Origin of the sequence: Candidatus Lernaella stagnicola (genome assembly GCA_030765525.1) — a bacterium.
GTDB classification, from domain to species: Bacteria; Lernaellota; Lernaellaia; order Lernaellales; family Lernaellaceae; genus Lernaella; species Lernaella stagnicola.
Genome location: JAVCCK010000002.1, coordinates 89,596 through 115,573, shown reverse-complemented (window position 1 = coordinate 115,573; position 25,978 = coordinate 89,596). Strand labels below are relative to the sequence as shown.

Here is a 25,978-nt window from a genome sequence, read left to right as displayed (position 1 = left end):
TTTTGACGCTGGATCAGCATCCAGATGAGCAGGCACAAAAAGAGAAGCTCCCGACAGGTGAAGACGTCCCGGAAGCTCAGCCTCTGTGAAACGATTCCGGCCTGCATGGCCGGTGTTCTGGTTTCTTTTCCGAATTTCAAGGCCGAATGCGGTCGAATGAAATTGTAATGGCACATCAGCAAGGCCATATTGCCGTCAAGATGATCCCGATCCCGGGCATGGCACGCCGTTCGCCGACCCAGATAGGAACAGAGCCCTGCCGTATCGTCAGATTGTGCCGCTCGATGAAGGATGTGTTGATGGTCCAGGAATCCTCGGAATTGAACAGGGCTTCTTCCAGTTGAGGTTTCGTTCCAACAATCAGTTTCCGCTCGATCTTCACCACACGGTCTTTTCGGCGTGTTTTGACCTGTGGCTCGCCAAAACTAGATCGTGGGTGATTTCAACCTCGGTTTTGCGCGTTCATCTCGACAGAATAGGGATGATTTCGGCGTGGCCACAACTTGTTGATTTCATTGACGGATCAGTTTTGGCGAGGGACAGGTGGCAACACCGGTTATGAATGGCCTGCATCACAGCTATCGGCTCGTGGCGTAGGTAGCATTCGAATTAATCCGGATTCCCGATAAGGAACCGGTACAAATTAAGGTGCCGACCTTGCGTGATGGGTTTGCCAGTCGTGAAACGACGGAGAAATTTGTTGAAGGTAGCTACCGCCTTATGGAAGGTCTAGCCCAGCCGACCCGCGAAGCAGAGAAACAGATCGAGGACCGCCACCGGGCTTTATTACAAGAAGCCTCAAAAAGCATCCCGACCCCCGATGATGACGATTTTTAGTAGCCGTCTGGCCGTCCGGACGGCTTGCCTGAATGGAATGAGATCAAATTAATTACCGCCCTCGCGAAACATGCGATGGGAAGTCTACTTATTCGTCACGTAATCGATATGATAGATTCTTTCGGGCTCTTCTTGAGCTTTATAACCGTAGACCATGTGGATGTAGTCTTCGGAATCAAGCGCCATGTCGAATCGTCCGTCCATAAGGTTTCCTTCCATGTCGTACATTCTTTCAACAACCCAGTTGCCGTATTTGTTTGTGGCGTAAATGCCGTAAAAGCTTTTTCTCATGACGATGTGCGGAAAACCGTCCGAGTCAATTGCTATCGAAGACGCCAGCGCCGTACTGCTGATAAATTCAGGATCTAAATCGACCGATTCCCATGTACCACTCGCGTTGGTCGAGTAATAAGGGCCTTCCTCATATATTTCTTCTCCTGTATCGTAAAAGCTGACATGCGCCTTGTTGTAAGAATCCATCGCGATCGACAAACCTTGCGTATTCCTTAGAAAACCTTGCCCATCCCCTTCCCTTATCGTCTCATCTGACCAGGAGCCACTTTTATTGTTCGTGTACACGAGCCGTATCATCTCCGAGTAACAAATATGCACGTCGTTGTCCTTATCAATGGCGATGGCATGCTCATGCCCAATGTCCGAGATTAAGGTGACATCCCAGGAACCGGTTTTATTAGTAAAATACTCAACTCCAGTTCCCAAGAACCCGTGTGTGATGTGGTAATCGTCGTTGCTATCTAAAGCGAAGTCGATCTGGAAAATATTACCGGACTCTTTGATGGCTTCGGTTGCCCACGAGCCGGAGGCGTTGGTCGCGCGAAGCAACGTTGGAACGGTATCAACTTTCGAAACGTAGACGATGTGAACATGGCCGTCGGTGTCTAACTGAATGACGGGCTTATATAATATGTCCATACTGGTTAAGTCGAGGTCTGCTACTTTTTCTTTTTGCCAGGTCTTGGTTTTGTTGTTGGCGTACATCAAGCCTTCATAGTCGCTGTCGTAAAAGGCAACGTGAACAGCGCCCTGGCTGTCACAATCGATCGAGGCAAGATAGCCGCTGTCGTTATCGATCGTTTCCACTTTCCAGCTGATATCCGTGTCGTCATCATCATCCCCTGAATCATCATCGTCATCATCGCCGCTATCGTCATCATCATCCCCTGAATCATCATCGTCATCATCGCCGCTATCGTCATCATCATCCCCTGAATCATCATCATCGTCGCCACAGGCCACAACGAACAGGAACCCGACCAACAAAGCAAGGACCACGAGCAAGATCGCCCACCGAATATTCATGGCTTTTCTCCAAGAACGAGTTTGAACCAGAAGTTTAGCACTCCGGGCTTTTTATCGGCAAGGGAAATCTGATTACAGTTTTGCAAGCCGACGGTCATAAAACGAGCATGTCAACGCAGGCGTCCAGATGGCTGAATTGTCCTTATTGAGAATGACCAGGCCAAAATAGGGCCGTGGGTTCCGAAAATTTCGTCCATGTTGATTTCATTAACGGACGAGTTTTGGCGAGGGACAGGCTGGTCCGCTCCCAGTTTTAGGTTCGTCGTGCATGCGAGTTTCCCCGGGTATTTTTCCGGCATCCCAGGTCCAATAAAGGTAGTTTCATTTCTCGATTGACAAACAAATCGGTCTTTGTTACTCGTGCTCACAACCTATCTATTGTCGGCGCAGATTTTCAAAACAGGACACTTATTGGTGTTGAATAGATGGAGTTTATGGCGAAATCGATTTAACACTTGAAAGGGGGAGCAGATGGCAAACAGGTGGTTTTTTTGGCTGTTGATCGTTATTCTTTTTGGCGCGGTACCTTTCGTCGTCGGGTGTGCAGATGGCGGCGGCGATGATGGCGGCAACGCAGGTGATGACGACAACAACGACGACGACACGGGCAACAACGACGGCGATGACGATTCGATCAATCCGGGCGACGATGATGACAGCGGTGCAATCGTGCCGATCATCGAATTCATCATCGGAAATTCGCCCACCCACCAAGGGCGAATTGCTGATGGCGTGATCATCAAAGGAGAGAACCTCCAAAACGGTCGGGTCTTCGTTTTTCCGGCGAACCATCCCGAACTTGAAATGGAGTTGCCGGTTGTTGAAGCGAATTCGACTGACAAACAAATCGAAGCATTGCTTATTACAGAGAATTGGGATGTTGAGGAATGGTACTTCGACCAGGGCTATGACGACCTGAAGTTCTACATCGTGTCTCCGAACGGTGACGAATCTGATAAAGCCGACGCCAATTTGCTTCAAGGTGAGCCTGGTCCTAGTGGTCCCCAGGGCGATGATGGCGCATCCGGTCCTCAAGGCCCAAGTGGCCCAACAGGATCGCGTGGTCCTTCTGGTCCTCAAGGTTCTGCCGGTGCAACTGGTCCCCAAGGCCCGAGTGGTCCGAGCTCATCTTTCTCCACATACTTGACCAGTGAGGTATTGGCTTCCGTTTCGCCCGACGACTGGTCAGCAGTGCAATCCCCAGCATGTAATTCTGGAGATAGTGTGGTGGGGTGCAAATGCTGGTCTAATTCATCGAAATGGGTTCATCTAGGTAGTGTCCGTCCTAAGTACGCCGGTGAGAATTGCCGATGTACGTTTTACAATCGTTACTCGTCTTCGAATACGATATATGTACAGGCACTCTGTTTAACTGCGAATTAGTAGTCCATGCGAAAGGACGTAGTTCTCGAAAAATCGATCCGGCCCGAAATTGGGTATGGTGGAGAAATAAGTGAAGCGAATTAAGAGCATCCTGTTGATCTTGCCCTGCTGCTTCAGGATGCGGCAGGGCAATAAAGGAAAGTGAAAAATCAGCTTGACGAGGATTGCTTTACTTTTTTAAAGTGGGGGTGTATCGCATAGGACGATTTAACTTCCATACTGGCAAAGCTCGCAATACTAAGGGGGGGGGTAAAATGCAAACCGTTCGTTTTCTGATGTTGGCGGCAGTGGTTTTTGGGCTGTTGTTCGGATTTTCCGTCATCGTGGGTTGTGGCGAGGAAGGCAGCGCAGGCGATGACGACGCCAGTCATAACGCCGATGATGACGATTCCGACGACGACGACGATAGCATGGGAACGGGCCCAACCATCGAATACATCATCGGCGACTCTCCCACGCACCAGGGACGCATTGCCGACGGCGTGATCATCAAGGGTGACAACCTCGAAGGCGGTCGAATATTTGTTTACCCGGCGAACCTGTCCCTCGCCAAAACTCATCCGTCAATGAAATCAATACGTTGCGAGTGTGTCTGAAGCGGGCTACGCTGTCAATATGAATGCAAAATTGACCTCGTGGGTTCCGAAAATTTCGTCCATGTTGATTTCACTTGTTTTTTCGTGATTGCCTTGAAATGCTTTTGGCAAGAAAATCTTGCTCGAAATCATGATATTGACGGTCGCTGGTTTCGCGTCTTCATCCCGACAGAATAGGGAGATTTCGGCGTGGCCACAACTTGTTGATTTCATTAACGGACGAGCTTTGGCGAGGGACAGGCAATAAAAACGGCGCCTGAGACTTGTTCCCAAGCGCCGCTGTCTTTCGCTACCGGTCCGGCACAACTTTGCGGTCGAGCCGTCAAACCTGGATTGGACTATTCGACGGGATATTCCGCCTTTTCCCATGCTTCCCAACCGCCGTCCAGGTTGGTGACGGCGGAGTAACCCATTTTCATGAGTTGCACGCAACACAGGCAGCCCCGGCCACCCTTTTTGCAGTACACAAGGATCGGCGTGGCGGTGTCGGCGATTTTGTCAGCGATCTTGAACTCGAGCACGCCGCGCGGAATGTTGATCGCACCGGGAATGTGCCCCGCCTTGAATTCTTTGGCCTCGCGCACATCGAGAATCACAGCGAACTTGCCGGCGTCGACGGCGGCCTTGGTCGCGGCGACTTCCATGCAGTTCGTCAGGGCCTTTGCCTCGGCGGCGAGCTCGTCGGCTGTGTAGACCTTGGCAGCCTCTTCGGCGTGGACAATACTGGCCATCGCGAATCCAACGAATACGGCAAGCAACAACGTGGTTTTCAGGAATCGGTTCATGCTCTCTACTCCTTCGGTTGGAAAGGGGTTTCGTCGGTTACGGTTCTATTCTTGACGTGCGGGCACCTCGTCATCGCTCAAGATGACTTTCTTGTTGGCCTTGCGTAGCTCGGGGTCAACATCCTCCGAGCGCAAGAACAACTCTGGATGACCATGACAGGCATCGCAGCTTGCCGCTTGCGGCGTGTTTCTCTGGATGGTGTGCGGCGCGGCCAGTTTCCAGGTCGGCGCCGCGTCGAAATTCGTCAGGCCGTTTTTGACATAGTAGTCGAACAATTCCGGCGAGACCGGCACGTGGCGCACGACCGCGAAACGATACGGCCGCCGCGGGCTGATCCGCGTGTTTTTGCCGATTTTGAAGGCCATCCACGTTTTATCTAGCTTGAAATACGTCAGGCCGTGCTTGTCTTTGCCAACATGGCAACCGGCGCAGTTCTTGTACGGCAGGCTATGGCAGACCTGGCACTGCAAATTCCGGCCGTGCACCTGGTGCATTTCCACCGCGTTGTCGGGAGAGACGACGTCCTCATGGCAGTCCAGACAACTGGCGGCGTGGGAGGCGTCATGGCGGTCGCGGCCGTGTTCTGTCGCCGCGTGCATTTCGTCACCAGTGTGGCACTTGGAGCATTTCATCCACTTCTTCTTCTTGTGGACGTCGGCCGGGATGCCTTCGTTTTTGCCCTCGTATTCTTTTTGCAGGCGAGAGCCGTGACAGGCGGTGCATGTTTGGCTTTGCGGGGGCTTTTTCTGGAAGAGGTGTGCTTCCAAAAAACCGCCACCCAAAGCGTCGGGGCGACTAATGTGGCACTGCCCGCAACTGGCGTGGCATTGTGTGCAGTGGTTGGTGAAACCTGCCATGACACCGTGGATCGTCGTCGAGTCGGTCGGGTCGGTGCGGGCCATCACCTTGTTGAAAAACGGACGCAGCGAGAAATGGAGACTGTCGTGGCTGGTTTTGGCCTCATCTTCGTGACACTCGCCGCAGGCTTCTGCGAGGCGGCTGGCGGAGGGATCGCGATGCACACCGCGGTGAGCTTTGCGCCAATCGGCGAGGGTGTTGTCGCCGCCGTGGCACTGGGCGCAACCGATCTCGCCGTGGGTGGTATCAAGAAACTCGGAATCGACAAAGATCTTTTCGTGTAGCTCCAACGGAGCCAGCTCTCCACCTCACCCCTCTCCTTTGGATTCGGTTGACTTCGCCGGTTCGGGGCAGGCCTTGCGAATCTCGCGCGCGATCTTGATCAGTGTGCGGGAACTCGTGTGGCACTTGACGCATTGATCCACTGGTTCTTCGGCCGCCGGCGCCGACACCGCCGAAAAAAACGTCATCGGCAAAAAGACGAAAAAAGCGATGAAGAAAACGGCAAATCTTGCGCTGTGTCGTTTCATTGAATGACCTCCTATCGGAATCATGGGTCGGTCAGCGGAGCTCTTGGGCGAGGCGACCGGATTTTTCCAATGTTGAAATCAAAAAACCGCGAACGATCGAAAAAACTTGTCTGATCTCGTCTGCGGTCAGCCGGTGATAAACGAAATGGCCCGACCGTGTGCTGACCACCATGTTGCGGTTGCGCATCAAAGAAATGTGCTGCGAGATGTTCACGGCGCTGGCGCCGATGATCTCGGCCAATTCCTTGGTCGTGTGCTCCCTCTCGATCAGAGCTTCGACGATCTCGATCCGCACCGGATTGGCGAAGACCTGGCAGATGTTCGCATGAAGCTCGGAAATCTTTTTCATGAAAAACCCGATATTTACAAGATTACGTAATTACGAAATTAAGCGCGGCTAAGTTATCCGATTCGCGCTCGGATGTCAATTCGCCATTTATTGGCGTAAATGGTGCGTTTTTGTTTCGCCTGTCCCGGCTGACCGCCCCCGGTTACGGTATCATGCTCTGCTCCCACCTTCCGGTCCATTGTGCATGTGAGTTTTCCGGGGAGAACGCATCGCAACGGAGAGAAATACGGGTCAAGCGATTCGTGACCAAGTAGCGTGCCCAAACCGTGCCCAAAATGATGGGCCGTAGCGGGAAATGAAAGGAAATTACCGGAACTATCCGGCGTTCTGGATCCTCGTGCAACGGGTGAAGAAGATTGGAAAAGTACCGTCATGTCGTATGGTTAGCGGGTTGTTACCGGACGCCTTCGAGTCCCGTCCACCCTGTTCTAGTTAGAGGCCAGTAAGTCGTTGGATTTACCGGCTTTTTCGTTTGTACTTGTTTGCGAAAAGCCTCCAAATCGACCACCGGTTCACCCCCACGAAGACTCCCGCCTTTGGTTCGATCAGCCACTTCTCGAAGTTCGCCTGCAGCCAATGCGAAGCTGGTCATGTCGATTTGCCAGCCCCGATTGGGCGCGCTGGGCCGCATCTTCACCTCCCGCTTGGGACGCTGCATTTTGAAACGAAACTTCGGGCCTAGCCATCCCAGTCGAAGCGGCTATCGCCGAGCGAGTCACTGGGGGCGAGTCAGGGCGCTACTAACAATCGCCCGGCTTTTTTAAAGGGATATCCCACTTTTTCATGTACTTCCACACGGCGGTGCGGCTCACGCCCAACCGGCGCGCGACTTCGGCCTTGTTCCACCACGCCTCTTCCAGCAGCCGCACCAATTCCTGCCGCGTCAACTGCTTTCGCGAAAGCGGTGAAGAAGGCGGTAGCGCGCGCGCGGCGACGCCCGGGCGGTACTCGAATTGCCGTAACTCGACCGGCAGGTCAAACACGTCGATGTAGTGGTCGTCCACCAACACAAACGCGTGTTCAATGGCGTTTTCCAACTCCCGTACGTTGCCCGGCCAGGGGTAGTCGAAAAGGATGCGCATCGCCGCCGGCGTGACGTCGGTGACCTGCCGGCCGGTCTTTTCGTTTTGGCGCGCAATGAAATGGCTGATCAACAGTTGCAGGTCCTCTTTGCGTTTGCGCAACGGCGGCAGCGTGATCGGAAACACCTTGAGCCGGTAGAACAGATCCTGCCGAAACTTCCCGATCTCGACCAAGTGAAAAAGGTCCTTGTTGGAGGCTGCGATGATTCTGATGTCGATTTTCCGCTTTTTGGATTCGCCGACGCGCTCGATTTCGCGCTCTTGGAGAACCCGCAGCAGTTTGAGTTGGATCAGCGGGCTGATCTCGCCCACTTCGTCCAAAAACAGCGTGCCGCCATCGGCTTGTTCGACGCGGCCGATACGGTCGCGAATGGCGCCGGTGAACGCTCCCTGGATGTGTCCGAACAACTCGCTTTCCAGCAGTGACTCAGACAATGCCGAACAATTGACCGGGACAAAGGGCATTTCCGACCGCGACCCGTTGAAGTGAAGCGCAATGGCGGCCAGTTCTTTGCCCGTGCCGCTTTCGCCCTGGATCAACACGGTGGCCTCGCTGGCGGCGGCGGCTTCCAATGCGGTGAAGAAATCGCCCATCGCGCTGCTTTTGCCGATGATGTTGTCGAAGCTGTGCATCTCTTTCAACCGGCGAGAGGCTTGTTCGAGCTCGCGCCGCGCCGCGTACAAATCGGCCAGATCGGTCACGGTTTCGACCACACCGGTCACCGTGCCGTTTCTGTCGAGCAACAACCGCGCACTTTTGAGGACCGAGACATCGTGTCCGTCTTTGTGCCGCAAAAAGCATTCTTTCCCGTCGAAGTTGCCGTGGTCGAGGATTCCACATTCAGCGAAACCGGCAGGGCAGTTCTGGCCGAGGCAGCGGTTGAACGACAAGATGGTGCACGGTTTCCCAAGCGCCTCGTTTTCGGCGTAACCGGAGATTCTCTCCATAGCGGGGTTCCAGCGGGTGATGTGCCCCTGTTTGTCGAGGGTGAAGACACCATCAGCCATCGAATCCAAGAGAAGTTCCGCGAAATCAGGGGTTTGCGGGTCTTGTGGTGTTTGTGCCACGGTTGTCTCCCTGCGTTACGAGAACGTTACCGTAACGTTACCGTAACGCCTGCTGAGCGTAATTCGTTACCCCGGTCACTGTCAAGCTGACACCGGTTCATGAAATTTCTCCACTAAAACAACAGCTTTTATGAACGAAGTCTGCCGCGCCTCTCGTTCAACCCCTCGGCACGGTCTTTGTATACCTCAAGGCTAAGGAGAAACGAGGCGAATCCCGCGGAGGCCACGCCGCTGATCATGTGGACCATTTCGTCGAGCGAAGAATTCGAAAACGCGATGCACAAGGGTGCCGTCTTGGTCTTCTTCACGTCGCCATGGTGCGCGGCCTGTCACCTGCAGGAACCAATCATCGAGCGACTCGAAAGCCGATTCGCGGGAAAGGTGGTGATGGTCAGCGTCAACGTGGATCAACACGAGCAACTCGCCCAGCGGTTCGGTATCCATGCGTTGCCCACCCTGGCGGTGTTTCGCAACGGCAAAGAAGCACAACGGTGGATCGGCATGCAGCGTGAATCCACCTTGCGCACAGGGATTGAAACCACGTTTTTCGACAGACGGCCGGAACGGCCGGTAACGAAAACCAACAATTAGAAGGCAACCGAGGAGAATTCATGGAAGTGAAATTCGTCGAAGCACCGGCAACGCGGCACGTCGAGCATTTGATTATCGGCGGCGGCCCAGTCGGCATCCAAGCCGCCCGCTTGATCAAACACCACCAGCCCGACGCCGACGTACTGGTCGTACGTCCCGAACCGCATTCGCTGGTTTATTGCGCGATTCCGTATGCGATTGAAGGACTTTTCCCATTGTCCAAGACTCTAAAAAGCGACACTTTGATTACCGAGGTCGGCGCAAAGCTGGTGCGGGGAAAAGCGGTCGCGTTGGACGTAAAAAAACGTGTGGTCACCCTCGAAAACGGGGACGCGATCGAATTCAAAAAACTGCTGTTGGCCACTGGAGCCACGCCGTTTGTTCTGCCGGTGCCGGGCGTCGAACTCGACCACATCTTTACCGTCAAGACCGCTGCGGACGCCACGAAGGTCATCGAAGCGCTGACCGGCGATGCCGAATGCTATGACGATCAACCCACCGACATGCACACCGGCGCGAAAAAAGCGGTGGTCATTGGCGCGGGGGCCATCGGGCTCGAACAAGCATTGGCCTACCGCACTCACAACGTCGAAGTGCACCTCGTCGACATCATGGACCATCCGTTGCCCATGTTGATTGACCCGGACATGAGCGACCCGATCACAAAGGAATTGCGCGACGCCGGCGTTCATCTGCATCTCGGAACCGGGCTCAAGGCCTTCCACGGCGATACCGCGGTCGCTGCCGTTGAATTGAGTAACGGCACCGTGATCGATTTGGAAGAGGGCGTGGATTTCGTCATCATTTCCGCCGGTATGCGACCGGACATCGCGTTGGTCGCCGGTTCTGGCATCGAGACCGACAAAGACGGAATTGTCGTCGACTCGCGCATGGAAACCAACATCCCCGGGATTTGGGCCGCGGGAGATTGCACGCAGTTTCACTCGGCGATCGATGGCGGCACGATCGGCGGCAAACTCGCCACTAACGCCGTGCCGATGGCCAAAGTTGCCGCTCTGAACATGGTCGGCAAGCAGGCGGCCTACGACGGGTTTTTCAATGGTGCAATCACGATCGCCGGCAAGGTACGTGTCGGTGGCACCGGCTTTTCCGAAACGATGGCTGCCAAGCGCGGCATGGATGTCTACGCAACCTATGGCGCTTCGAAGACTCGTTTTCCGATGATGCCCGGCTCCGGCGACGTGCGCGTGAAACTGATTTTTCGGAAAGGCAACCACCGAATCGTGGGCGGCCAGGTCGTCGGTTCTGAAGGTGTTGCGGAGCGAATAGACCTGATCACCCTGGCCATCCAAACCAAATTGACCGCTGCCGATCTGGCGAAATTCAGCTACTCGGCGCAGCCGTGGCAAACGTTTTTCCCGGCCAAAAACGCCATCGTTGAAGCGGCGGAAAAAGCGGTTGGCGTGGTGTGAACAGCGTCACACGATCGCGAAGAGAGGAACGCGAAACGAACCGACCAAGGACCGCGAAAGCCATTTCGGATGGGCACCGCGCGGGCACCGGTTGGTGGGACTGATATTTTGATGAAGCCGGGTTTTCCGTGACCGGCGACGAAAGAAGAAAGGAACCCGAGGAAATGCAAATCATCGTGAACGAAAGCCAATGCACCGGTTGCGGAGCATGCGCGCGGGTCTGCCCGGTCGAGGCCATCACCGTCGACACCATCGCGCACATTAGCCACCAGGATTGCCTGTTTTGTGCCGCATGCGTCGCCGAATGTCGCGCCCAGGCACTGTCCATCGACGAGACCCCGCAAGCGGTGGTGTCGCCCCCGGCACCCACTTCCGATTCCGGAACCACCACCGGGTACAGGAAGGGAACGGAAAAGCATGGCGAACAACACCGCGGTCGCACTCGCAGTCGGTTCATGTCTTGGTGGAAATGAGGGCAGCGGCGGATGTTCGGTTTCTCCCTTGTTTTTTTAGGCGTCATCTTTCAACTCGGTGAAGGTCGGGAAAATGAAACCGTTGGAGGAAAAATTCGGAGGTCGTTGGTTCGGTATTTCGATATTCGGACTCGACGTAGCGTGCAAGGACGATTTCAATTGTCCGCAGGTTTCCAATGTCTGTGAGGCGCTAAAAACCGCCTCCATCGGGAAGGTCCTGCTCAAGCCCCGCGAACTGTCCTGCGTCGGGGCGCGTTTCGCCTTTGGTTGCGGCGGTGAAAACAAACAGGGCATCGTCGAGCAGACGATCAAGCAACACGGTTTCTCGCGCACCTATGCCGAGCAAGTTGTCGAACGGACCCCGCATTGCGAGGTAGAAGCCGGATCCATCGGCATCGGGATTCAAGACAACCCGGAAGTTTGGGTCGCGCGCCTGCAACCGGACCAGGTTATGGCCGTCGTGCGTGCATACCAGACTCGCTTCGAAAAGAGCTTCCAACCCGAGATTTCGAGCGTCGTTTCTATCTGCGGCACCGTGATCGTTGGCGCGTTGCAAAAGCAAGACATGACGATAGCGCTGGGTTGCGACACATCGCGCGACGGCGGTTGCCTGACGCGTGACCGTATGTTTGTCGGCCTTCCGGCGGCCATGGCGAATCAACTGGTGTCGTGAAAAACGGTGCGCTGTAGGCAACCAAAAACGAGCGAGGCAAAAACCATAATTCAACAGCAATCACGGCGGGCGCGCCGCAAATCCGAAAGTGATCGGCCAACCCCCGGTCGCCTCGTCGGCAAGCTCCAAGTGATCGGCGACGCCTTCGATCCCGCCAACATCGAAACCGCGTTTGCGCAGGGTCTCGCGGTGAGACAGGAAATATGAGCAACCGTCGGATGCCGCCACCATCGGAGGATTCACCTGGGCGCGGCCCGACGCCCCGGCGTCGACTCTGGATCGAGCCGAGCATGGGCATGGCCGGCGACATGTTCGCGGCGGCGCTGCTGGCGCTGGGGGCGCCGGAAAAAGATACGATCGCGGCCATGGAGACGGCGGCGACGTTTTTGGGCGACGCCCGAGTCAAAGTCGCACATGGGGACGTGGACGACGGCGCACGAGCGAGACAAATCACCGTGGACGCGGTGTCGACTTCGCCGATGCCCATTGCCGAGGCGCCCGATCATTTGGAAGAGGCGTTGCGGCAAACCGACATACGCGGCGGGTACGCGGGGTTCGCGCATCGCGCGCTGGCGATCCTTTGCCGGGCCGAACGCGTTGCCCACGACATTCTCGGTCCGGTGCAGAACAATGACTCGAATACGATCGGGTTGACGGCCGTCGGCACCGCGCACACTCCCTATCACGAGCAGGCGCCGTATCAACCATCCACGGAGAACCAATCGGGGGCGGAGAATTTCTTTATCGAAATCGAGCCCGATTTTGCCGCCGGTCTCGCCGGACTCGATTCCTTTTCGCACGTGTTTGTTTTGTCTTACCTGGAACGCTCGCCCGGTTACAGCATGTCGCTGCGGCCGCCATGGAAGAACGACGCTCGCCGCTACGGCTTGTTCGCCACGCGTTCCCCCAACCGCCCGAGCCCCATCGGCTTGACCCGCGTCCGGTTGAGGCGAATCGAAGGTGCGCGCCTTTACACCGATTCGCTCGATCTGTTCGACGGCACACCAATTCTCGACATCAAGCCCTATATCCAATCGCTCGATGGCGATCCGGGTGATTCGTTCGAAAATGTCGGGCGGGGCAACGACGGCTGGCTCGCCGGTAGTGACCATCTTGAATTGCACCGGCGTGGAGAGCCACACGCGCACCCGGGTGGCGGGCAACTTCACGAAGCGCAGGACATCCTGGTCGACGTGGTCGGCGCTGCGTGGGCGTTGCAGTATCTGGCCGTGGATCTCGAACGCGTCACCTGTGTCGCCCCGGTTCGGGTGGGGGGCGGACAAACACCGCCGACTTCGCACGGCCGCCTTCCGGTTCCGGCACCGGCCACGCGCGCGATCCTGGAACAGTATGAGATTCCGCACGCCGCCGGACCGGTGAGTGCGGAATTGTTTACGCCAACCGGCGCAGCGATATTGGCGGCACTGTCGCCGGTTTACGTCACCCAAATGCCCGAAGCGACCAACGCGATGGATGCGGGCGTCGGGTTGGGTCAAAAGGTGTTTTCGACGGCTTATCCCAATGCGTTGAGGCTATTTCTCGACCCTAAATCAGACCGAGTTTCTTGAGGAGAGAGATAATGAACGCACTGCGTGTATGTATTGGTAGTAACGATGGTGTCCACATCGCGCCGACCCACATGGGGGATACCGGAGAGTTTTTTATTTACGACGTGTTTGCGCAGCGTGACGCGAAATTCATCGACGCCCGAACCAACGTAGCCATCGACATGGAACACGCCAGTGGCGAAAAGATGAAGATGATCATTGGCATCTTGAGCGACGTTGACGTCTTTATCGCCAACAAAGACAGCCCCAATTTTCGACGTATCGCAGCCAACACCAAGCACGAGCCGATTGTCGTCAAGGCGCAAACGGTCGTCGAGGCGCTCCGGCTGATCCAGAAGTCATTTCGCGAGATTGAGCGCATGGTTGCCCAACGACAAAGCGCCGCACGATCGGTCGAAACCCGGGAATTAAGCCTCGATGCATGAGCGATTCCCATTAGAGCTCGGCTTTTGGGGGGGCAGGAAACTTTGCAATCTCGCTGCTCCAAACCAGAGTCGTACGTTGTCCCGGTGACCTGCCCCCAGTTACGGTACCAGTCATTGTGAGAATCCGCCCCCGATTTACTGCCGGGGAAGGGGCGTCGCACCGCCCCTCGTTAAAGCCAAACTTCCCGAACCCGACTCCACATAATCATGGTTGCACGAGCGAATCGTACTTTTGTCTCGCGTTGAAACCAATGATTCTCGGCCTACGCTTCGGGCCTCCCGATAGCTTGCGGCATTCTACGCCGTCACCACGCCCATCGACTGATCCGAGCCGGGAATGTAGCGAAGAGTTCCTGGGAGACCGCCGGCTCCGCAACGAAAGTGGGGCAGTGTTCGGGCGAAATGATTCGCCAAGAGCGGAGTTCATTTCCTGGTTTACATCGGCTCCGTCTGTTACGATACGTTCAATCCAACAACCATTGCGGCAAAGGAGATGACAAGGCATGAAGAACGTAGAAATGAAACTGGAAGGCGATATCCTGACCATCACGGTGGACGTGAGCAAAGAATTCGGGCCGTCTGCCTCCGGCAAGACGATCATCATTGCCACCACGGGGGGCAACGTGTCCATCGAGGGGGCTGAAGACAAAAAGGTTGGGCTCAACGTCTACAGGAAAAAGGACTAGGAATAGACCGATCGATCACTAACGCGGCCCGAACAGGCTCTTGAGCCACGTTTTCCGGGATGATGCAAGAAAGCGCGCGGGTCGCCGGTTGGGGTCCAGCAGAAAATCCGTCAGGTCCGTGGCGAAGCGCTCCGGCGCGTCCAGGTGGCAACTGTGACCGCACCCCTTGTAAACGGTGAGGGTGATGCCCTCCGACTGGGCGGTGGCATCCTTGCCGTGGCGAACCGGGATGACGGGGTCCTTCGCTCCCCAAAAGATGGCGACCGGCGGCATTTCCTCAACTTCGTCGACCCGTTGGATGGTCTGCATGTACTGCCCGAAGAAGTTGATGACCTCTCCGACCGTTCGCCGAAACGCCATGTCGGAACCTGGGATACGCCTCATCGCGATGTACCGTTCCTGCTCCTCGGGTTCCATGTAGCCGAACAGGGCGGGCGTGAGCCGCAGAAAAGTGGGAAGGGCGAGGCGCATCACCGAGGGTGTGAGTAGCGGCCCCAGCATCGGAAAGGTGGCGAACCTCATGCCCGGCGCAACCCCGCGCCCCAGACCGCCCGCCGACACCAGCGCCAAACGGTCGATCCGTTCCCGCTGTTCCAACACCATCCACTGGGCGACGCCGCCGCCGTAGGAGTGACCGCAGATATGCGCCTTCTCGACGCCGACGGCCTCCATCCAGGCAGCTATCACATCGGCGTACCAGGTCAATGTGTACGGCGCGTCGGGCCGCCCGGAGTAGCCGTGACCGGGCAGGTCGGGCATTAAGACGCGGAAGTGCCGGGCGAGTTGGGGCGCCACCCGCCTCCAGGCGCGGTGAGAGTCCAGGATGCCGTGCAGGAGCACGAGCGGATAGCCATCGCCCATCTCTCCCCAGGTGATCGTGGTGTCGCGGACCGTGGTCTCATGAGCCTTGCCGATCATTTCCATCGATTCACCTCGGTCTCCTTCAAGAACAAGTCGCCCTTCTAAAGGAAGAGACTGTCGACCCTCACGTATACAACCGCCACCGTGCCGCTGTTAGAATACACAAGATGCAGGCCGAACATCGAGGATTCTTCTGCAGGTAAATCCCGGGCTCAATACCGATGGCGTTGTTTGTCGCCGGCGTTAGAAACCCTTGTCAATGAACTTGTGGTACGAGGCCAGCCAATACGCGACGAGGTAGTCGACGCCCGGCCGGGTTACGCTGGGATCATCGGAGCCGCACGGCTCGATCCGGAACGGGTTGCGCTGCCACAAGAAGTCGGTTGAGCATTGCTCCAAGACGGGGTGCGCCTCAAGCGATTGCGGATCGACATTGCCCATGATCTCGGCCAGGAACGGGAACTGTGTCATCAGGTCGTCAAGAAACACGGACACCGGGTCCAGTTCGTTGTCGGGCGGATCGACGAAATACACCCAGTTGGGTGCGTCGCGGAAATCAGTTAGATCCAGCTCAAGCTGATCCTGATAAGGATCGTCACCGGGGTCGGGTTCGTAAATGCCTTGGCCCATGTGGATGCCGTTGAAAAAGGCGTTGTGCGAAAGCCGGGTGAAGGAATGGATCTGCGAGTCGAACAGGCCTCGGAAAAAGTCCATGTCTTCGGGGCCGAAGTACGCTTGGGCCAGGCGCAGCAGCGAATAGAAATTCTGGTGTCCGAGGTTGTTGCCGTAATACTGGCCGTAACGGTTCATGAAGGTGATGTTGCCCAGGCGCAGCGCGAGGCGTTTGTCGTCGGCGATCCAGTTCTCCACTTCGGCTTTGAAACGAGCCTCGCCGGTCAGATGGTAGCCGATAAGCGACCAGGTGAGCTGCTGCGTGCTCAAGACGTTCGGTGCGCGGGTCGTCGGTCGGCCGTCGACGTCCGTGATCCACCAATTGGTCGAAATCAGTTCGTCGAGCACTTCGGTGACGTCGTCGCGGATCATCTCGCGGGTGGGCTGGTCGTCGATCAGGTCGTAAGCGGTCGCCATGGCGAAGAACCACCCGGTGTACTGGTCACGGCTTGTGTTGCCGTCCCACCAGTCGCCGGTGAAGGCGCCGGTTTCGACGTGGTGGCAGTTTTCATCGGCGTCGCACCATTCGTCGCCGCCGTAGAAGTTGTACATATACTCATCTCGGGTGGCGACATACCGCGCGATGAATCCCGGCCGCCCGGTGACGTGCAAGTGCCTGTCCAGTGAGGTGACGGCGCGGATCGCGTTGGTTTTGGCCTGCGCGTCACCGGTTACGTGGTAGCGCAACGACTGGCTGACAACGTACGTGCCCGTCCAAATGCAGCTATCGCCGAAGTCGCCGTAGTAGAGCACTTCAGCGCGCGTTTCGTCGGTGAATCTTACGGTGCCGACGGTGCTGCCGTAGTACGGCTGATGCCAATCGAGGTGAAACTCGTCGTAGGCTTCGGCTTTGAGACGGCCATCGCCGGCCGGGACGGTTTCGTCGTAGTCGGCCGGCTCGATGTTTTCCTGCGGCCAGGGCGCCAGATACAGGTCGTCGAAAGTCGTATCGTCGTCATCGTTATCATCGTCGTTATCATCGTCATCATCATCGTTGTCATCATCATCGTTGTCGTCGTCGTCGTCGTCGTCATCGACTGCGGTATCGTTGTTGTCGTCATCATCATCGTCGCCGCACGCGGCAAGCCCGATTAGGCAAAGCAACAGGATGAGCAACAGGACGCGAAAAGTGAATTTGCGGGAATGGGTCATCGGTTCTTTCTCCTGGAATCAGTGGAAGAAATATTTCCAAAAAACAGGTTGCTCTTTGCTTATGGCTTCTCCTCCAACAACCATGTGTCCTTGAAAATAACGGGAATAAATTCAGTACTGAACCATCCGGCGAAAATCACGAATTGGTCGGCTTGCGTATGAAATGCGCCGCAGGTCTGGTTTCTTTTGCGCGGAGCGGTGTCGGTTTCGACCAGCCGCCATCCGGCCTGGTCCCACTGCCATGTTTCATCGAGGAAGGTCATATAGCCGCCCTCGCCTCCGAAAATCAGCCCTCTTTGTCGAACAGGATCGTAGGCGGCGGCGCCGGCGCTTCTGGGCGTGGGGCTATCGGTAGAACCATCCAATAAAAGTTCCCAATCCTGCCCGTCGTAAGCCCATGTGTCGGATTTCTCCCCACCCCCGTAACCTCCGAACAGAATCGTTTTTTCCATAACCCGGTCGTAGAACATGTAGGGAGAAATTCTGGGATCGGGTATGGTGGCGGGCGTGGCCTGCTGCCAATCGACGCCGTCGAACTCCCAGGTGTCGTCCAGGGGTGTTGCGCAGGGATTCCCCGTGCAGCCCCCGAAAATCACGGTTCTTTCCCTCAAGCGATCGTAGGCCATGCCAAAATTGGCCCGCCCTGGAGGCGTATGATTTGTGTCGATTTTCGTCCAATCGGCGCCATCCCAGGTCCAGGTGTCGTTGGGGTATAAGAGAAGGCCGATTCCGCAAAAAAGCACCACTTGGTGGCTTTTGGAATCGTAGACCATTCCATGGCCGATCCGAGCGCTTGGGGATTTGGAGGGATCGGCCTTGCTCCACGCAGATCCGTCCCAGAGCCATGTATCCCGATTCAGCCCTGTTCCGCCTGAAAAAAGCACAACCTGCTGATAAATTTCATCGTAGGCCATGGCCGCCATAATCGCCGAATCCGGGGCGGGTGTCCCGTCGAATTTTATCCAGTCAAGGTCCAGGGCGGGAGTATCGTCGTCGTCATTGTCGTCGTCGTTATTGTCGTCATCATCGTTGTCGTTGTCGTTATTGTCGTCATCATTGTCGTCATCATTATCGTTGTCGTCGTCGTCATCGACGGCGGTATCGTTGTTGTCGTCATCATCATCGTCGCCGCACGCGGCAAGCCCGATCAGGCAAAGCAACAGGATGAGCAACAGGACGCGAAAAGTGAATTTGCGGGAACGGGTCATCGGTTCTTTCTCCCGGAATCAAAGGCTCGGGAAGCCTTTTGCGTCGCCGGCTTCGGCCGGCAAACGGATTTTTACGGTCGTCATCGTACGTGAAATTCTCGCCCTTGTCTTTCCCGGTAATCCTGTCGCTGCATATTGCGATCAGATTTCGTCGCACGTGTGGGTTACTTCCTGGAGGCCTGGATTCGGCGCAGGGAACGCTAACGCAACTTGACCAACAGCTTCGTGTTCATTGGTTTTTCTGCTCAACACTCACGTCGATCGCATAGTCGCCATCCACCGCCACGAACACACGCCAGCCACCAACCACTTTCACGGCGTCGAAAGCACCGATGCCCGTTCCGGTGACGACGGGCTCGTCTTCCGACTGTGAGGGTACCCACAAGTCGGCTTCGCCCGGTTGCCCGGTCGTTCCAGCCACGCTTACGGGCCCATCGCAGGGAACGGCATTCAAACTTGTCAAACGACCGGGTGCGGCGCGAGGGTAACCGCGATTCATGCACACGCGAATATCGAAACGCGCATCGCCGCATCGCTCGACTTGCTCTTCAAGCCATTCCGGCGTCGGCGGCCACATTGTGTTGTGCGGGTCGCCGCATTCTTGCTCCCATTGCCACCAGGTACCGCCGTCTTGCAGCCATTGATCTTCCAACTGGGCGTAACGGGTGAGCCAGGCGTCGTTGCTTTCTTGGTCGCTGAACTTGTTGTACTCACCGATCCACAGCGGGGCGGCGTAGAGTCTGCTCATCACGTTGTAGTAAAGGAACATCAATTCGAGCAGGCCGTCGAAAGAGGGGCCGATGGACTCGGCATAGTTGTGCGGCGCGAAGACGAGATTGTCGTCTCCCAAGTCGAAAGCCACCGGCATTCCGGCATAACCCTGCTCAAAAAATATGATATGGCCCGGCGCGCCGGCCGTCGCCTCGGCCTGACGAATGGCGGCAATTGCGTCTCGCGTCAATTGGGTCAAACCGGTGAAGGTGTTGATCAGACTGTCGCCGCTGCCGGGTTCGTTGAGCAGGTCGAAACCGGCCACTCCCGAGTCGAAAGCGAATTCGGCGGCAATAAAGCCCCACAGTTCCACGAGTTCATCGCGAACACCCTCACGGTTGGCGTAGAAATTTTCCCAGGCGCGCTTTACGGCGGGGCATGCTTCGCGACCGCCGGCGGAATTGCACGTCGGTTGGTCGTCGGTAAAAGTGGCCCAAAGAGGAGCACCATCCCAGCCTTTTTGATGTCCGCTACCCGGCGGGCACACCTCGTCGGCCGGGGTAAACACGAATTTGGACTAGGCATCCTGGTGCATGTCGATGACCACGTACATGTCGCGGGCCTTGGCTTCTTCGACGGCGGCGCGAACGCGGTCCAAATAGGCCATGTCGATCTGGTCGCGGTCCGGCTCCCAGGCCGACCAGGTCGTGACCAGTCGCACGACGTTGTGGCCCAGCGCGGCCGCATCGTCCCAATCTTCGGCGCTCAGCTCGGATACGGTCGGCAGGGAAGGATCGGTTTCGAAGTAGTCGCCCAGGTGGTTAAAGTTGACGCCCCGCAACAGAACCTGCCGGCCCAGTTCATCAAAAATACCGGCTTGATCACCCATGCGCGCCTGCAGCCAGGGTGGATCGAACGGTCCCGGCGGGGTTGTGTCATCGTCGTCATCATTGTCATCATCATCGTCGGCCGCGAAATCGTCATCGTCATCCTCGTCGCCGCATCCGGCAAGCGCGATCAGGCAAAGCACAAGGATGAGCAAAAGGACAGGCAACGTGATTTTGCGAGCAAGGGCCATCGTGTTTGTCTCCTGGAATCATAGGCTTCGGATGCCTTTTGGCCGCATCCGCCTCAGCGAAGTTGCGTGCCGCCGAGGTAGTCGGTTGCCATGAAATCGCGGTGGCAGTCGATGCAGCTTTGTGTGCGGCCGGGCGGCGGCGACAGGCGCAGCGTGCCGTCGGGGTCGCGTGTTTCGTAATACCAGTTGTTGTTTTCCGGATCGTAGCCGTCGTCCATTTTCACCATCACGCCGACAACATTGACCGTATTGTCATTATTGGTGTCGACTTCCTGAATCGCGGTGGTGCCAAGGGGCGTAGTGAAGCTGTTCAAACCGATGAGGGGCTCGATGTTGGCCGAATACCAAATTTGTACTTTGATGCCTTCCGCGCCGAGCAATAGGCCGTCCATTTGAGTAAAAAAAGCGGGTGATGAGCGATAGTCGGGATCGAATCCGCCGGGTCCTTCCGGCAGCGCACCGGTGTCGTTGCCCGTGTCGTCGTCATTACCGGTGTCGTCGTCGACACTATCGTCGTCGCCGATTTCGTCGTTATCGCCGTTATTTCTGTCGCAAGACGCCGAAAAGACAAACAAAAACAGGCAAACGAGCGCCAAACCAGTTAACCATTTCGCCCCGTTCATGGTTTCCTCCGCGGTGGATTCGTGGTTTTCTGTAATGCTTTTATCGACCACAGCCTACCATTAAATCCGTCGGCGGGATCAACGCCCAGCGCCAAGCACCGACACATCGAATCGAAATCGCGCTTGTAGAAACCGTCCGAAAAACGAAGCTCTTGGCGTGGTCGTCGGGGAAGCGGCGAAACCGATTACTGTGACCAGCGCCCCAGCCAGTATGCATAGCGGAAATCCGCACCGGGTATCAGGCGGCTGCCGTTTCCGCCGCCGTTTGGTTCGTACGGATTGGTTCGCCAGAAGTAATTGGACGGCGGCCTCGTGCGCATGGGGATCGGCTCGCGCGATACGAGTTTGTCACCGCGCCCCACGTAGCCCAGAAGGGTCACTTCGGTTCCATCCTCCAGCGTGCAATGGCCGCTTTGAATTTCGTCTTCGTCGCAGTTGATGAGCTCGCGCTCCCAAAACGGCGGTGTCGGAAATTCTTTGAGCGTATTGATACCGTTGGCCATCGCTTCGGGGTCGGGCAACTGTGACATCGAGTCCCAGGCGGTCGACCCGGCGACTGCGGAAGCCGTGATGAAATCGTAGAGGCTTTGGCCCTGTTCGGCGGGCTGTCGCAGCCAACCGGGCTTGTCGTATAGCCGTTTCTCGGTCGCATACCGAACATTGTCCAACGCCGCCTCATCCTCGATGTAACGGGCGGCCAGGATCGCCCCCATGAAGGCCATATTGACGGACGAATAATTGGTTTGAATCCAAAGGTCGATCCCTATCTGGTTGTGTCGAGCGATCAGGTCCAGTTTCCGGTCGCCAATCAACGTGTCATACAAATAGCTTTGCAGTTCGGGATCGTCGGTGACGTACGCCAGGGCCGCCACACTGCCCAACGCCATGAGACTGTACATGCCGTTTTTGATCGGAATGAAAGGCAAATAGAGGCGGTCGTAATTGTTTTCGTTCATGTAACCGTGATAGGTCGTGCGGCCGTCCGCGTCGATGATTTCCAGATCGTAACCGCTGGGACGTACGACCTTGAGTTCCAGGCCGATCCTTAAGGCATCCTCCTGCAGCCGATCCTTGATCTCCTCGTCGATCGAATCATCGTCCTTAATGACTTCCCAGGCCGCGCCGAACGCCGCCATCCAGCCGATGTACATATCGCGACTGCACGAGTCGGTCCATTGCCAGTCGGGATAAAGGCCGTCGGAATTATCCGCGCGGCAGGTGCCGTTGTCTTTCACCTCAGGCAGTGGATTGCCGTACGGGTCGAACAAGGGCACGGGTTCGCATGGATTCATGGGGACGTCCATGCGCTGCACAGCGCGGGCGATCACCCCGGGCACGCCGGTTATTGCCGTGGCCAGATGCATGGTCTCCAACGCGGCGACCAGGTGTTCGCGCGCTAGATCCAATTCGTCTTCCGGGTAGTCCTGGTCGCGCAGAACCCCGTATCGGTAGGCGTCCGCGGCGATTCCGACACCGCCGTACAAGCCAACCGAACTTTGAAAATCGGTCACGACGTCAAACACCGCGCTGCCGCTGTAGGTCTCGAAATCCCAACCGTCTGAATCCTGAAGAAAGGCTCGAACCAGCTCGCGGTCTTCGACGTTATCCACGGGAACCACGACATCGGCGTTCATGGCGGCACTGTATGCGTTGATCGCGTGGAACTGGCGATCGTACATCCGCGCCAAGGCTTCGAGGTCCGCGTCGTATCCTTCCTCGCTCGGACCGGGAATCAAGTGTCCGAAGGAGTCATCATCGTCGTTGTCATCGTCGTCATCGTTATCGTCGTTGTCATTGTCGTCGTTATTGTCGTCGTCGTTGTCGTTATCATCGTCATCGTCGTCGTCGCCACCCGCGGAATCCGGCGATGAATCGTCATCGTCATCGTCGCCACAGGAGAGGCAGAAGAACGAGAGAAACACGACCAAGAATAACGCCAGGAAAACAGGAACCGACTTCATTGGAGGACCCCTTCGGCTCGCGCGCGGCACGTATAAGAATGGGAAACCAGCCACATTGACAAGCGATCCGCACGTTGGAAGTATGCCGTCGAGCAAGTGTTAACCGCAACTAAAAAAGTATATCATGAAATGGCTGCCCGTGATTTTCGTCGTGATTTTCGCCATCGTCCTGGCGGGGGCGTCATGCGTTGACAGCGATGACGACGAACACGACAGCCCGGCCGACGACGATGACGACGACGATAACAACAATGACGACAACGACGATTTCTCGCCGCCGTTTTGTGAGGTCGATGAGGCCGCGATTTCCGCGCTGCTCGAAGAGATGACTCTTGAGGAAAAGGCCGCCCAAATGCTCGTCCTGGGCGAACAGGCTTTTCCTTTCTGGATACCCGCGAAAACCACAAACCTCGTACGCGATTTGGGAATCGGGGGCGTGTTTCTGCAGACCGTGAACGCCTTGTTTCCCGGCCCGGCGACGATGTCGGAGTTGGTGAACGAACTCAACGAGACGGCACTGAGCGGCAAGCACGCGATCCCGCTGCTCTTTTCGGTGGATCAAGAGGGCGGTACCACACAGGCCTGGCAAAGCCTGACGGGCGGCACCGACGGCCCCGGAAATATGGCCTTGGGCGCGCTCGATGACCCCGACGCCACCTTCGACATCTACGCCATGATGGGGCGGGAGGCGCGAGCCTTCGGCGCGAACGTGGCGTATTCTCCCGAATTCGATCTGGTCGTCGACCCTGCCGCCGCCTGGCTTTTCACCAAGGCGTTCGGCGAAAGCGCCGAGTTGACCAGCCGCCACGCGCCGTCGGCCGTTCGAGGTTTTCAAAGTGAGTTGATGCTGGGGGCGATGAAACATTTCCCGGGCGGCGGCTGCGTCTGGGAAGACACGCATGCTGAATCGCCTACGTGTACGTTGACCAAATCCGAATTGGTGGAAACTCATTTGGCGCCCTTTATCGCGGCAATCGAGGCGGGCGCGGACATGGTCATGGTGTCTCCGGTTATCTTCGCCGGGCTGGACCCGGAACTGCCGGCCGCTCTTTCCAGCCAGGTGAAACTGGACTATCTACGCGGCGAACTCGGTTTTGACGGCTTGATTTCCACCGGCGACATGGGCATGCCGCCCTTCCAACACGAATGGGGCATGCCCAAGGAAGTGCTGGCGGTAAAATCCGGCGCCGATCTGCTGCTTTACGTGTTTGAGGTTGCCACGTATCAGGACGCGGAGCGGATCGTCGGCAACATCGCCGACGCGGTTCGGGCGGGCGAAATTCCGGCGGACCAATTTGACGAATCCATTGCCCGAATTCTTCGTCACAAGCAAAAGTACTGCCTGTTCGAAAGGCCGTTCACCGATCCGGAGCGTGCCGAAGCCTTGAACGCAACGGCGGAAAACCGGCAACTGGCGACGCAAACCATCGCCGACTCGATCACCCTGGTTCGAAACGATGAGGGCCTTTGGCCGCTTGAGGCGACCGACGGGAACGGGTTGCTGGTGATTTCGCCGATGCGCGCCATGCTGGCGGACCCGGCTTCCGGTTTCGCCATGTTTGCCGGCACGACGCTCGCCGAGCAGGTTTCGGCCATCGCCCCGTTGACCCAACGCACGGAGTTTGTACCCGGCAGTTTGCCCTCGTTGTTGGATGACGCGGTTCTCCGTGCCGCCGACCCCGCCGTCGAAACGGTCGTCATCGGCACCTACAACGCTCATTACGAACCGGCGCAGTCGCAAATGGTCCGCGACGTTCTCGCGCTGGGAAAACCGACGGTGATACTGGCGTTCGGCACACCCTTCGACCTGCTTTCCTTCCCGGACGCGTCCACGTTCTTAGCCGTCTACAATTTCCGCGACCTCGCCCAGGAATTGGCGGCGGAAACGCTCTTCGGCGGGCATGAACCGTTGGGCAGATTACCCGTTACGCTGCCGGGACTTCACGAAGCGGGGCACAGCGCGTACTACGATTGACCGCCGGAGCGGAAAAAGTGAATTGGCTACTTTTTATTGGCTAATAGACGGCTACTCGCCGCTTGTCCAAAGTGGCCCTGTGGGCCCGGATTGGTGAGCTTAATTTTCATCGTGATCGGGCCAGAATCGACGCTCCATAACGAACTTCGCCGCGCCGTCGAACGTGGGGTATATCGACCCGGCGTGGATACCAATATCATACAAGTCACGAAGAAGCTCTCCTGCAACGCCTTTGTCCAACGTGATTTTCCACAAGACTACATTTCCCTTATCTTTATTGGAATTGCATTTTCTCTTGAGCAATTTCTTAAAAAAGTCATTCTCGCGGAATAACGTAAGAACTCCGCGTTGCGCGGCGAGGTTGGGGTTCGTTCCCATCGTTGGGCGAATCACTTTGATTGGATATCCCAGATCGCGCCATTTTAACGCCCATATAACAACTTTTATCTTTTCGTTTTCTTTCTGATCCCAACTGTTTACAACACTCGATGCCGCGAAGTAGGCGGCAATGTGCGCTCGCTCGCTCCAATCCAACAAACGGGTTGGAACACCGTAATGTTGCGCCAGAGCGAGTAATTCAAGAAGGTTATCACTCGGCCACTTCACCGGCCTCTTCATGAACTCGTCTCTTTTTTCGGGCTTCAAAAAGGAGTCTCTGAACTCCATCGTGTAACCAATGAGCTGTCTTCCTTGCCAATCCGCCGCTTTTAAAAAATCCCGCAGAAAATCGTATTCAGCTCCGACGTGAAACGCTTCATCGCTGAACTTTTCTTCTTTGTCGAGCGGTCGTTTTCTGGTTTTTTCTAGATACGCCGCGGCCCGTTCTAGACAAAAATATATCAGTTTACCGTATGAATTGCGCCGCAAAGCAGATGGGACTGGAGGCACATCAAGCCCTTGGCCGCGAAAAAGCCATTTCTCCGGTTCCGGAATATTTTTATTATTCCCTCTCCACTCCTCCCGCGATGGCAAAAGAAATTTGAGAAAATCTTCCACGTTTTTCCCAAAGTGCTTTTCGCGGAAGCACTGTTTTTCGTTGTCTTCTGTCATTGGCCGATTCCCCAATAAAATCTTATTCG

Annotated in this window: 27 protein-coding genes; 11 read left to right on the top strand and 16 right to left on the bottom strand. The window is 56.4% G+C overall.

Annotated features, from left to right (window positions below; all coding sequences use genetic code 11):
* The coding region (locus tag P9L99_00535) for a hypothetical protein (GenBank protein ID MDP8221817.1) at positions 1 to 188 on the bottom strand (188 nt) is incomplete at its 3' end.
* A 469-nt stretch (positions 189 to 657) separates the two neighbouring features.
* Here P9L99_00535 and P9L99_00530 point away from each other — a divergent pair.
* Positions 658 to 837 (top strand): hypothetical protein, encoded by a 180-nt coding sequence (locus P9L99_00530; GenBank protein MDP8221816.1) that lies wholly within the window; start codon positions 658 to 660, stop codon positions 835 to 837.
* 84 nt (positions 838 to 921) lie between these two features.
* Here P9L99_00530 and P9L99_00525 read toward each other — a convergent pair whose 3' ends face one another.
* A complete protein-coding gene (locus P9L99_00525) occupies positions 922 to 2,157 on the bottom strand; it encodes a hypothetical protein (GenBank protein MDP8221815.1) in 1,236 nt (411 codons plus the stop codon).
* Positions 2,158 to 2,628: 471 nt separating this feature from the next.
* Between P9L99_00525 and P9L99_00520 the strand changes: the two genes are divergently transcribed.
* Positions 2,629 to 3,540, top strand: a complete 912-nt coding sequence (locus P9L99_00520) for a collagen-like protein (GenBank protein MDP8221814.1) — start codon at positions 2,629 to 2,631, stop codon at positions 3,538 to 3,540.
* A gap of 254 nt (positions 3,541 to 3,794) precedes the next feature.
* Positions 3,795 to 4,136 (top strand): hypothetical protein, encoded by a 342-nt coding sequence (locus P9L99_00515; protein ID MDP8221813.1) that lies wholly within the window; start codon positions 3,795 to 3,797, stop codon positions 4,134 to 4,136.
* 338 nt (positions 4,137 to 4,474) lie between these two features.
* Here the strand turns inward: P9L99_00515 and P9L99_00510 are convergent, their stop codons facing one another.
* From P9L99_00510 to P9L99_00490, 5 genes are all read right to left on the bottom strand, one after another.
* Entirely contained in the window at positions 4,475 to 4,921 is a 447-nt protein-coding gene (locus P9L99_00510) for a rhodanese-like domain-containing protein (GenBank protein MDP8221812.1), read from the bottom strand.
* A 45-nt stretch (positions 4,922 to 4,966) separates the two neighbouring features.
* On the bottom strand, positions 4,967 to 6,070 hold the full coding sequence (locus tag P9L99_00505) for a hypothetical protein (GenBank protein ID MDP8221811.1): 1,104 nt from the start codon (positions 6,068 to 6,070) through the stop codon (positions 4,967 to 4,969).
* Positions 6,071 to 6,088: 18 nt separating this feature from the next.
* On the bottom strand, positions 6,089 to 6,310 hold the full coding sequence (locus P9L99_00500) for a hypothetical protein (protein ID MDP8221810.1): 222 nt from the start codon (positions 6,308 to 6,310) through the stop codon (positions 6,089 to 6,091).
* Between the two features lie 31 nt (positions 6,311 to 6,341).
* Positions 6,342 to 6,659 carry a metalloregulator ArsR/SmtB family transcription factor gene (locus P9L99_00495; protein MDP8221809.1) on the bottom strand — a complete coding sequence of 106 codons (318 nt, stop codon included), beginning with the start codon at positions 6,657 to 6,659 and terminating at the stop codon, positions 6,342 to 6,344.
* Positions 6,660 to 7,399: 740 nt separating this feature from the next.
* Complete coding sequence (locus P9L99_00490; protein ID MDP8221808.1) at positions 7,400 to 8,809, bottom strand: sigma 54-interacting transcriptional regulator; 1,410 nt, start codon at positions 8,807 to 8,809, stop codon at positions 7,400 to 7,402.
* Positions 8,810 to 9,046: 237 nt separating this feature from the next.
* On the opposite strand from P9L99_00490, the gene P9L99_00485 reads away from it, so the two are divergent.
* From P9L99_00485 to P9L99_00470, 4 genes are all read left to right on the top strand, one after another.
* Positions 9,047 to 9,400, top strand: a complete 354-nt coding sequence (locus P9L99_00485; GenBank protein ID MDP8221807.1) for a thioredoxin family protein — start codon at positions 9,047 to 9,049, stop codon at positions 9,398 to 9,400.
* Positions 9,401 to 9,420: 20 nt separating this feature from the next.
* Positions 9,421 to 10,833: an FAD-dependent oxidoreductase gene (locus P9L99_00480; protein MDP8221806.1), complete on the top strand. Its 1,413-nt coding sequence runs from the start codon at positions 9,421 to 9,423 to the stop codon at positions 10,831 to 10,833.
* A gap of 164 nt (positions 10,834 to 10,997) precedes the next feature.
* A complete protein-coding gene (locus tag P9L99_00475; GenBank protein ID MDP8221805.1) occupies positions 10,998 to 11,306 on the top strand; it encodes a 4Fe-4S binding protein in 309 nt (102 codons plus the stop codon).
* Positions 11,307 to 11,379: 73 nt separating this feature from the next.
* Entirely contained in the window at positions 11,380 to 11,979 is a 600-nt protein-coding gene (locus P9L99_00470) for a DUF169 domain-containing protein (protein ID MDP8221804.1), read from the top strand.
* 60 nt (positions 11,980 to 12,039) lie between these two features.
* On the opposite strand, the gene P9L99_00465 is transcribed toward P9L99_00470, so the two are convergent.
* On the bottom strand, positions 12,040 to 12,210 hold the full coding sequence (locus P9L99_00465; protein ID MDP8221803.1) for a hypothetical protein: 171 nt from the start codon (positions 12,208 to 12,210) through the stop codon (positions 12,040 to 12,042).
* Between P9L99_00465 and tsaA the strand changes: the two genes are divergently transcribed.
* The 3 genes from tsaA to P9L99_00450 all read left to right on the top strand — a co-directional run bounded on the left by tsaA (position 12,198) and on the right by P9L99_00450 (position 14,658).
* Entirely contained in the window at positions 12,198 to 13,547 is a 1,350-nt protein-coding gene (gene tsaA, locus P9L99_00460; GenBank protein MDP8221802.1) for a tRNA (N6-threonylcarbamoyladenosine(37)-N6)-methyltransferase TrmO, read from the top strand. The two genes, P9L99_00465 and tsaA, sit on opposite strands and share 13 nt — an antisense overlap.
* 11 nt (positions 13,548 to 13,558) lie before the next feature.
* The gene (locus P9L99_00455) at positions 13,559 to 13,972 is read left to right on the top strand and encodes a NifB/NifX family molybdenum-iron cluster-binding protein (protein ID MDP8221801.1); all 414 of its coding nucleotides are present in this window, start codon (positions 13,559 to 13,561) and stop codon (positions 13,970 to 13,972) included.
* A 503-nt stretch (positions 13,973 to 14,475) separates the two neighbouring features.
* Positions 14,476 to 14,658 carry a hypothetical protein gene (locus P9L99_00450; protein MDP8221800.1) on the top strand — a complete coding sequence of 61 codons (183 nt, stop codon included), beginning with the start codon at positions 14,476 to 14,478 and terminating at the stop codon, positions 14,656 to 14,658.
* A gap of 18 nt (positions 14,659 to 14,676) precedes the next feature.
* Here P9L99_00450 and P9L99_00445 read toward each other — a convergent pair whose 3' ends face one another.
* The 7 genes from P9L99_00445 to P9L99_00415 form a co-directional block, all read right to left on the bottom strand.
* A complete protein-coding gene (locus P9L99_00445; GenBank protein ID MDP8221799.1) occupies positions 14,677 to 15,576 on the bottom strand; it encodes an alpha/beta fold hydrolase in 900 nt (299 codons plus the stop codon).
* A 186-nt stretch (positions 15,577 to 15,762) separates the two neighbouring features.
* Positions 15,763 to 17,343, bottom strand: a complete 1,581-nt coding sequence (locus tag P9L99_00440; GenBank protein MDP8221798.1) for a hypothetical protein — start codon at positions 17,341 to 17,343, stop codon at positions 15,763 to 15,765.
* A gap of 59 nt (positions 17,344 to 17,402) precedes the next feature.
* Positions 17,403 to 18,551 (bottom strand): hypothetical protein, encoded by a 1,149-nt coding sequence (locus tag P9L99_00435; GenBank protein MDP8221797.1) that lies wholly within the window; start codon positions 18,549 to 18,551, stop codon positions 17,403 to 17,405.
* 229 nt (positions 18,552 to 18,780) lie between these two features.
* Positions 18,781 to 19,830, bottom strand: a complete 1,050-nt coding sequence (locus P9L99_00430) for a cellulase family glycosylhydrolase (protein ID MDP8221796.1) — start codon at positions 19,828 to 19,830, stop codon at positions 18,781 to 18,783.
* Positions 19,831 to 19,839: 9 nt separating this feature from the next.
* A complete protein-coding gene (locus P9L99_00425; protein MDP8221795.1) occupies positions 19,840 to 20,340 on the bottom strand; it encodes a cellulase family glycosylhydrolase in 501 nt (166 codons plus the stop codon).
* A gap of 53 nt (positions 20,341 to 20,393) precedes the next feature.
* Positions 20,394 to 20,963 carry a hypothetical protein gene (locus P9L99_00420; protein ID MDP8221794.1) on the bottom strand — a complete coding sequence of 190 codons (570 nt, stop codon included), beginning with the start codon at positions 20,961 to 20,963 and terminating at the stop codon, positions 20,394 to 20,396.
* Positions 20,964 to 21,148: 185 nt separating this feature from the next.
* Entirely contained in the window at positions 21,149 to 22,924 is a 1,776-nt protein-coding gene (locus P9L99_00415) for a hypothetical protein (GenBank protein MDP8221793.1), read from the bottom strand.
* A 124-nt stretch (positions 22,925 to 23,048) separates the two neighbouring features.
* Here P9L99_00415 and P9L99_00410 point away from each other — a divergent pair, with 124 nt between their 5' ends.
* Entirely contained in the window at positions 23,049 to 24,899 is a 1,851-nt protein-coding gene (locus tag P9L99_00410; GenBank protein MDP8221792.1) for a glycoside hydrolase family 3 N-terminal domain-containing protein, read from the top strand.
* A gap of 99 nt (positions 24,900 to 24,998) precedes the next feature.
* Here P9L99_00410 and P9L99_00405 read toward each other — a convergent pair whose 3' ends face one another.
* Complete coding sequence (locus tag P9L99_00405; protein MDP8221791.1) at positions 24,999 to 25,949, bottom strand: FRG domain-containing protein; 951 nt, start codon at positions 25,947 to 25,949, stop codon at positions 24,999 to 25,001.
* Positions 25,950 to 25,978: the final 29 nt, after the last annotated feature.

Coding starts and splice junctions, on each gene's coding strand:
- P9L99_00525 (MDP8221815.1), bottom strand. CDS start 2,157: ATGAATATTCGGTGGGCGATCTTGCTCGTGGTCCTTGCTTTGTTGGTC.
- P9L99_00520 (MDP8221814.1), top strand. CDS start 2,629: ATGGCAAACAGGTGGTTTTTTTGGCTGTTGATCGTTATTCTTTTTGGC.
- P9L99_00515 (MDP8221813.1), top strand. CDS start 3,795: ATGCAAACCGTTCGTTTTCTGATGTTGGCGGCAGTGGTTTTTGGGCTG.
- P9L99_00510 (MDP8221812.1), bottom strand. CDS start 4,921: ATGAACCGATTCCTGAAAACCACGTTGTTGCTTGCCGTATTCGTTGGA.
- P9L99_00500 (MDP8221810.1), bottom strand. CDS start 6,310: ATGAAACGACACAGCGCAAGATTTGCCGTTTTCTTCATCGCTTTTTTC.
- P9L99_00495 (MDP8221809.1), bottom strand. CDS start 6,659: ATGAAAAAGATTTCCGAGCTTCATGCGAACATCTGCCAGGTCTTCGCC.
- P9L99_00485 (MDP8221807.1), top strand. CDS start 9,047: ATGTGGACCATTTCGTCGAGCGAAGAATTCGAAAACGCGATGCACAAG.
- P9L99_00480 (MDP8221806.1), top strand. CDS start 9,421: ATGGAAGTGAAATTCGTCGAAGCACCGGCAACGCGGCACGTCGAGCAT.
- P9L99_00475 (MDP8221805.1), top strand. CDS start 10,998: ATGCAAATCATCGTGAACGAAAGCCAATGCACCGGTTGCGGAGCATGC.
- P9L99_00470 (MDP8221804.1), top strand. CDS start 11,380: ATGAAACCGTTGGAGGAAAAATTCGGAGGTCGTTGGTTCGGTATTTCG.
- tsaA (MDP8221802.1), top strand. CDS start 12,198: ATGCCGCCACCATCGGAGGATTCACCTGGGCGCGGCCCGACGCCCCGG.
- P9L99_00465 (MDP8221803.1), bottom strand. CDS start 12,210: ATGGTGGCGGCATCCGACGGTTGCTCATATTTCCTGTCTCACCGCGAG.
- P9L99_00455 (MDP8221801.1), top strand. CDS start 13,559: ATGAACGCACTGCGTGTATGTATTGGTAGTAACGATGGTGTCCACATC.
- P9L99_00450 (MDP8221800.1), top strand. CDS start 14,476: ATGAAGAACGTAGAAATGAAACTGGAAGGCGATATCCTGACCATCACG.
- P9L99_00445 (MDP8221799.1), bottom strand. CDS start 15,576: ATGATCGGCAAGGCTCATGAGACCACGGTCCGCGACACCACGATCACC.
- P9L99_00440 (MDP8221798.1), bottom strand. CDS start 17,343: ATGACCCATTCCCGCAAATTCACTTTTCGCGTCCTGTTGCTCATCCTG.
- P9L99_00435 (MDP8221797.1), bottom strand. CDS start 18,551: ATGACCCGTTCCCGCAAATTCACTTTTCGCGTCCTGTTGCTCATCCTG.
- P9L99_00425 (MDP8221795.1), bottom strand. CDS start 20,340: ATGGCCCTTGCTCGCAAAATCACGTTGCCTGTCCTTTTGCTCATCCTT.
- P9L99_00420 (MDP8221794.1), bottom strand. CDS start 20,963: ATGAACGGGGCGAAATGGTTAACTGGTTTGGCGCTCGTTTGCCTGTTT.
- P9L99_00415 (MDP8221793.1), bottom strand. CDS start 22,924: ATGAAGTCGGTTCCTGTTTTCCTGGCGTTATTCTTGGTCGTGTTTCTC.
- P9L99_00410 (MDP8221792.1), top strand. CDS start 23,049: ATGAAATGGCTGCCCGTGATTTTCGTCGTGATTTTCGCCATCGTCCTG.
- P9L99_00405 (MDP8221791.1), bottom strand. CDS start 25,949: ATGACAGAAGACAACGAAAAACAGTGCTTCCGCGAAAAGCACTTTGGG.